This window comes from Ruegeria sp. N11, from assembly GCF_056531525.1.
Map to the genome: position 1 here is coordinate 1 of NZ_JBQFLX010000056.1, position 5,752 is coordinate 5,752.

The following is a 5,752-nucleotide window of genomic DNA, read 5'->3' on the forward strand; positions in this document are numbered from 1 at the left end:
TAGAGCTTCCCGGGGATCTTGTTGAGCCTGGGCTTGGGGCTTTGGAGTCGGCTTTGGCTGCGCCGGCTGAGAGGCCGCTTTCTCTTTTTGGGCCTTCTGCTTCGCGAATTCTGTCAGGCTCTTTGCCTTTGCCATATCTCTTATCCTCCTTCATGCGGCGCTCGTCATTACGTGCGCGCAGCTTGTTCAGCTTCGGTTTCAACTTCTCATCGAGATCCTGGCGTCGGCGCAGCTCGGCCCCGGTCAGACCGCGGCGGGCAGTGTTGCGAGCCTTCAGCTTGTCGAGCAGACGGCCGGTTCGCTGGGCAACCCAGGTGCGAGCCAGGCGATGGCGGAACGTGATCTTGCGATCCTGATCCGCGGTTTTCTCTTTTTTCGCGGCCTGGTTTCGTTCTCTTATTTTCGCGGCCAGGTCGTTATATTTTTCGGGATGGTGCTGGCGCTGGATTCGGGCCCAGACGTTTTCGTCCTGGATCGCAGCGTCGGCAAAATCATATTCTTCCCGGGCCTCGGTTAGATCGTCCCAGCGTCGATCATCCTGGTCTTCAGGCCGGTCAGCTCTGTCGTCAGATTGTCCACCTTGTCCTCGAGCCTCAGCGTCAGCTCCACCAGCTCCTCGACCAGGGGCAGGAGTGGATCCGCCTTCTCTCCAGGGGTCATCAATGACAGGATTTCGCTTGTGTCCGACTTGATCGCCGGCGTCAGATCCCCGCGGTTTTGGGGTGTCGACGTCGGTGACTCGGGCGTCATCTCTTCCCCATTCCTCTCGGCCTGGATCTGCTTCACGGTCTCCCGGGCCACTCTCTGCCCATCCGTTTCCATCGGCGGTTCGCTCGGTGGCATCGGTGGTTCTGGCTGGTTCTCGATCTCCGGTATCTCTTCGTAGTCCATCCTCAAATTCCTTATTTTTATACTCTTCCGGCTGGTGGGTTTCGGTTTCGGTGACCGTTTCCGGGACCAGCGCCTCAATCTCTGATGTAGCCTCGCGACCTTTCTCCAGAACTTCATCCTGGGCAGCGCGGTATTCTGCGATTGCGGCTTTGACCGCATCGCGCTCGACCAGGAACTCCTGGACATAGCGAGGCATGGGTGGCGCCGGCCGGCCTTTAGCCTCGGCTGCTTTCTCAGCTTTGCGCCAGCGTTCCATCGCGCGGATCACCTTCTTGGATGCGACAGGCAGGGCCAGACCTTCAGGCAGCGCCTCGTGTGTCACCTCGGCCTTGATGCCGTGCTTTTCGAAGAAGGCATTCTGTCGGTCAGCGAATTGCTTGCGCATCTTGGTGCCGGATTTGCCGCCCTTCAGCTTGGCCGTCATCATGCTGTTGAATTGCCGATCCTTCTTCTCGGAAAGTCCGTCCGGGCCCACGTGCCGCAGGGTTGCCTGAGCGTGAACGTGGGAATGGAATTCCCCGGGCTCGAACAGGGATTCCTCGCGGTGGATCGAGAACTCAACAGCAAAGCCGCGGTCGACCAGGAAGTTCAACTGATCCCGAGCGAACTCGGCGTGCAGCTCCCGGGGGATCTCCTTGGGGATGCCGATCTCGAAGGTTCGCGAGATCTGCGCATCCCATCGGGTGCCGAGCTCATGCGCTTCGACCGTTTTCCAGAGCTTGGCCGGATCTGCGAAATCGGCCGGCGCATCTTCAGGAAGCATGACCTCTTCATGGTCGAGCTCTTCGGCCTTGGCGGAGAAATCATATCCGGCTTCATTCGTGCAACGTTGATAGGCCGAACGCCGGCGGGCACTGCCACCGTCGGAACCTTTCACAACACCGAATGAAACCCTGAAATGCGCCATTTGAAATCTAAGCCTGGGCGTCGCAGACCTCGCACGTCCAACGGACGTATAAGCGAGCACCCAATTTTTTTGTCTCCATCATTTCAGATTTAAGTTGTTTCTAACCTGCGAAATTCAACTTACGTATTCAGGGCAGGGGAACAGGAGCATGTCAGATTCAGAAAAGATGACGGAACTCGAAGCCGCCGAGCTCCGTCTGAAAAAGGCGAAAGAGAAACTAGCGGCTGCTCGGAAAAAAGAGACCAGGCGCAAGTTCAAAGAGCGGACCACAGCCCTCGTAACCGTCGGGGCGTGCTGGGCCTATATGCTCGAGAACGATCCGGATCAGGCGCATCTCATCTGGAAGTACCTGAAGAAAGCGGCACCGCGGGATTATTTCAAAACCGGCCGGATCGACGCCCTGCGCAACCAGTTCGGCCTCGATGTCCAGATGTCCGAAAAAAACGCGCGACCGCCTGCGGCGGAGTGAGGGCGGGGCTCTGCCCCCTGCCTGCCGGCATTCCCCCGGGATTTTTTTAGTCAAAGGAAGGATGGGGCTTGCGCCCTGCCAGGTTTCGAACATTTGAGAAGTAACCGGTGAGCGGGGACGCAAATCCGGCTGTCGAAGGAAGGCCCTGGGGAAACCCGGGGTTTTCTCTTTTTTGTAGGTAGTCTCCTTACAAAAAATAATACATTCAGAAAAGAATATATGATAGACGGAATCCCGAACCTATCCATAAAGGGGGGTGGGCCTTAAAGATCTCCCCCGTCACCGTCGCTTCGCAAGCACCTGATCAGGGCGTGCATGGTTCTCAGGGCAACAAGAAACTCGGTGGGTCCGCGGCCTTGGCCGTGGAAACCGTGTTTGTTGTTGAGCTGAGGTTCTGCATGACCCAGGTGTTTGTTTGAGAAGCGTCGTTGATGGGTGAGATCTTGATCCTCCCCCAGAGCCCGAAGCGAGCATAAAACGGGGACAAAAAGGGGGACACGGCCCCTCGAGTCCGGGACAGTAGCCAAGGAAAATTGGCACTTCAGCGCGAAACGGAACGTCTCGGCCGGACAGACCGGGGGCTATCCGCCGTGTCAACATTTCGTCGAGGTTAATGGCTGTATGCACAAAAGCTTGTGCGGTGCGGGGTGAATCGCTATCTTGTCCGAGAGCAGTCCTGGAAAGAAAAAACCCGCCACAAGGACGGGTGCTTTCTAGGCTAGGCTCGACATGACAACCGGTTCTCTGTTTGGCGATAGTAAACCGGCTGGCACATTGAAAAGGCAAAAGGTGCGAATACACATCGTGCCTAACTTGCCCTGAATATACGTGCGCTTTCGGCAGGGATCAACCCTGCTTCGGACAGTTCGTTGTCGAGTCTTTAATGAAAAGGACAGACGACGGCATGAAGACCGTTTACGGGCAGGCACTGGCACGAAAACCGAACCACGAACCAGAATTCGAGGTTATCGAGCCAACAGGAAAAGGGCAGAAACAGCCTCACCCCCACATTTCATTTGTTGGGCGGGGGACATTTGGTCGACCGTTCACTGTCGAAGATCTCATCGCCAAAGAAACAGGGACGATGGTCACTTTGAGCGGCTGGTCGAAGAACAAGCAACGCAGCGACGCCCTGGTGCGCCAATCGAATGCGATGAGAGACATTCTCGAAGAGGAAGGCGTTGAGGTCTACGCGGATGCCTGGCCGATCAAGATGACCGGCGCTGTCACCGGGATCGAGTACACTCAAAAGCAAAAGAGAAACATCAATCTCCTCCCTGATGTTTCTCAGCGCAACAGGCGTCAGCAACAGCTGCTCTTCGGGATATTCGCTCACAAGAAGCCGTATTTGAGATACATGGTACTGACTGCCGGCCAGCGGATCACAGCGATGTCCGAAGATGGCATCCGGGCCAGGAAGGCGGTGATGACTCGGCGGATCTCCAGGTGGGCGAGCTATGTCCGCAAGCGGTTCGGGATCGATGTTCACCTTGCGAGCATCGAATGCCCGAGGAAGGAAGAGGACGATGGGACGTTCAGCTATCACCTGCACGCCAACATAATTTATGACGGCCCTTTGCTCTCCAATGGAGAGTGGGAAAAGTTCCTCAGATCGACCCACAATCGGCTGAAGTGGCACCTGAAAGACAACGGGCGCCTGAAGGATCTGAACGAGGCGATCAAATACGTCACCAAGCCCGAGGATTATGATGGGATCGAAGGGGCGGAGCTGCACTGGCTCTTCGATGAGTGGTATCGCGGCCGATCCTTCATTCCGTACGGGAAGTTCAAGGCATTCGTCTCGGATGCCAGGAAGCGACGATTGAAGGTGGTCGAGCTGTCAGATGGCCGGCTGGTCTTCATGAAGAAGAACACCGCCCAAAGACGGACTGAGGAAGAGAAGATCTGTGACCTGGCAAATAAGATCGGCATCGATCCAGATGGTCATAGCCTGGACGAACTGAAGGCCATGCTGAACGCCCAGGAAGAGCAAGAAGAGGGGGATGCGCCCTCGAACGTCATTCTGACAGTCACACAGCCAACGACGGCCTTTGGGCCTTTCAGAGAGCCGCTGATCATACATTTCGGTTTGAACCATAATCCGAAAGGCGAGGCAGCTCAGCGCCGCTATGCTGATTATCTGCTCTACCGCTTCCAGGCCCTGCAAGCCTGGGAGAAGAACACCAGCATGACGCCCGAGGAAGCCAGACGCATAGCTGAACAGCTTCAGGCCGGCGACAACGTGGTGCCCCTGGCATTAAAACGAAAGGAAGATAAGAGGGCCGCGGGCCCATCTTCCTATATCGTTCACACCAATACGTTAAATGTCCACAAATCGCAGAGTTGTGGACGCAAGAATTCTTCTGATCCCCCGGGATCAGAAACAACTGAGCCCCCTCCAGACAGCTCAACAATCACTTACCTCAACATTTTCCACCAAGATTAACCGGTTCCGTGGTACACGGTTTCAAAACCGGTGGGTTAAGAGCAGGAGTTGAAGCAGTGAAACTGTCTATGAACCAGGCGGCCAAAGAGGCCAACAAGTCCAAGAAGACCGTGCTGGAGGCCCTGAATTCAGGGCGTTTAGCCGCGACGAAGGTCAACGGTCGTTGGCAGATTGAGCCAGCAGAGCTCTTCAGGGTGTTTCCGAAGACCAGTGCAGGAACCGCGTCCGAAACCAAAGCCCACCCCCCTACCGAAACCGAGGAAAACTACCGAGAACTCATAGAGTTACGGGTCAGAGTTGAAGAGATGCAGAAGCGCCTTGATGACAAGGACGAGCAGCTCGAGCAGGCCTATGAGCGCGAGCAGAAGCTCCTGGCTGCGCCGGCAGGGGGCAAGCGTGGCTTGTTCAGCAGGTGGTTCGGATGAGCGTTGAGACTGAGCTGAAGGATCTCTCGACGCACGCGCTGCGCACCATGCTCGACGGTCTCGCCCGGGAAATGGAGCGCCTGTCGTTCGCTCCTGAATTGCAGGAAATAAGAGATTCCGAGGAATGGCCGCACGCGACCTGGAAGGCGATGGCGATTATGACCAGGGCAGTCGAGGCGGAGCTCGCCGGCCGGGACTAATTACATCCCAGGGCGATACGCAGATGCGGCTTGCTGGCGGGCATTGATCTGCTGGATCTTCTGCAACAGGTTTGGATCATCGAGATCTGGCATTGCCTCCATGTCAGGGGCGGATGCCTGTGAATGGTGGGTGGGCTGCGGTCCCGCGGCCCGGTCTACAGAGCGTCGATTAGCTGCTGGATCAGCTTTGCCACCTGGTTGTGGCCCTTTATGACCTCCACCTGCTGTCGGAGTTGTTCCTCCTGGTTGGCTATGATTGTGCGATTGTCCAGCAGGTTTCGGACCAGCAGCTCCTGGCTGTCCAACGCCATGAGTTTGGCTCGTAGAGCTTCCCGGGGATCTTGTTGAGCCTGGGCTTGGGGCTTTGGAGTCGGCTTTGGCTGCGCCGGCTGAGAGGCCGCTTTCTCTTTTTGG

At 56.6% G+C, this 5,752-nt stretch carries 6 protein-coding genes; 4 read left to right on the forward strand and 2 right to left on the reverse strand.

What is annotated here, in order from left to right; genetic code table 11:
- The coding region (locus ACR0J8_RS23935; RefSeq protein ID WP_480892785.1) for a MobA/MobL family protein at nucleotides 1-1,798 on the reverse strand (1,798 nt) is incomplete at its 3' end.
- Between the two features lie 148 nt (nucleotides 1,799-1,946).
- Here ACR0J8_RS23935 and ACR0J8_RS23940 point away from each other — a divergent pair.
- The 4 genes from ACR0J8_RS23940 to ACR0J8_RS23955 all read left to right on the forward strand — a co-directional run bounded on the left by ACR0J8_RS23940 (nucleotide 1,947) and on the right by ACR0J8_RS23955 (nucleotide 5,338).
- Entirely contained in the window at nucleotides 1,947-2,267 is a 321-nt protein-coding gene (locus tag ACR0J8_RS23940; RefSeq protein ID WP_480892787.1) for a hypothetical protein, read from the forward strand.
- Nucleotides 2,268-3,171: 904 nt separating this feature from the next.
- A complete protein-coding gene (locus ACR0J8_RS23945; protein ID WP_480892791.1) occupies nucleotides 3,172-4,713 on the forward strand; it encodes a hypothetical protein in 1,542 nt (513 codons plus the stop codon).
- A gap of 56 nt (nucleotides 4,714-4,769) precedes the next feature.
- Nucleotides 4,770-5,138 carry a helix-turn-helix domain-containing protein gene (locus ACR0J8_RS23950; protein ID WP_480892794.1) on the forward strand — a complete coding sequence of 123 codons (369 nt, stop codon included), beginning with the start codon at nucleotides 4,770-4,772 and terminating at the stop codon, nucleotides 5,136-5,138.
- The gene (locus ACR0J8_RS23955) at nucleotides 5,135-5,338 is read left to right on the forward strand and encodes a hypothetical protein (protein WP_480892797.1); all 204 of its coding nucleotides are present in this window, start codon (nucleotides 5,135-5,137) and stop codon (nucleotides 5,336-5,338) included. The genes ACR0J8_RS23950 and ACR0J8_RS23955 overlap by 4 nt, the downstream gene beginning before the upstream one ends.
- Nucleotides 5,339-5,493: 155 nt before the next feature.
- Here the strand turns inward: ACR0J8_RS23955 and ACR0J8_RS23960 are convergent.
- Nucleotides 5,494-5,752: hypothetical protein (locus ACR0J8_RS23960; protein ID WP_480892800.1), on the reverse strand; the 259-nt coding region annotated here is incomplete at its 5' end.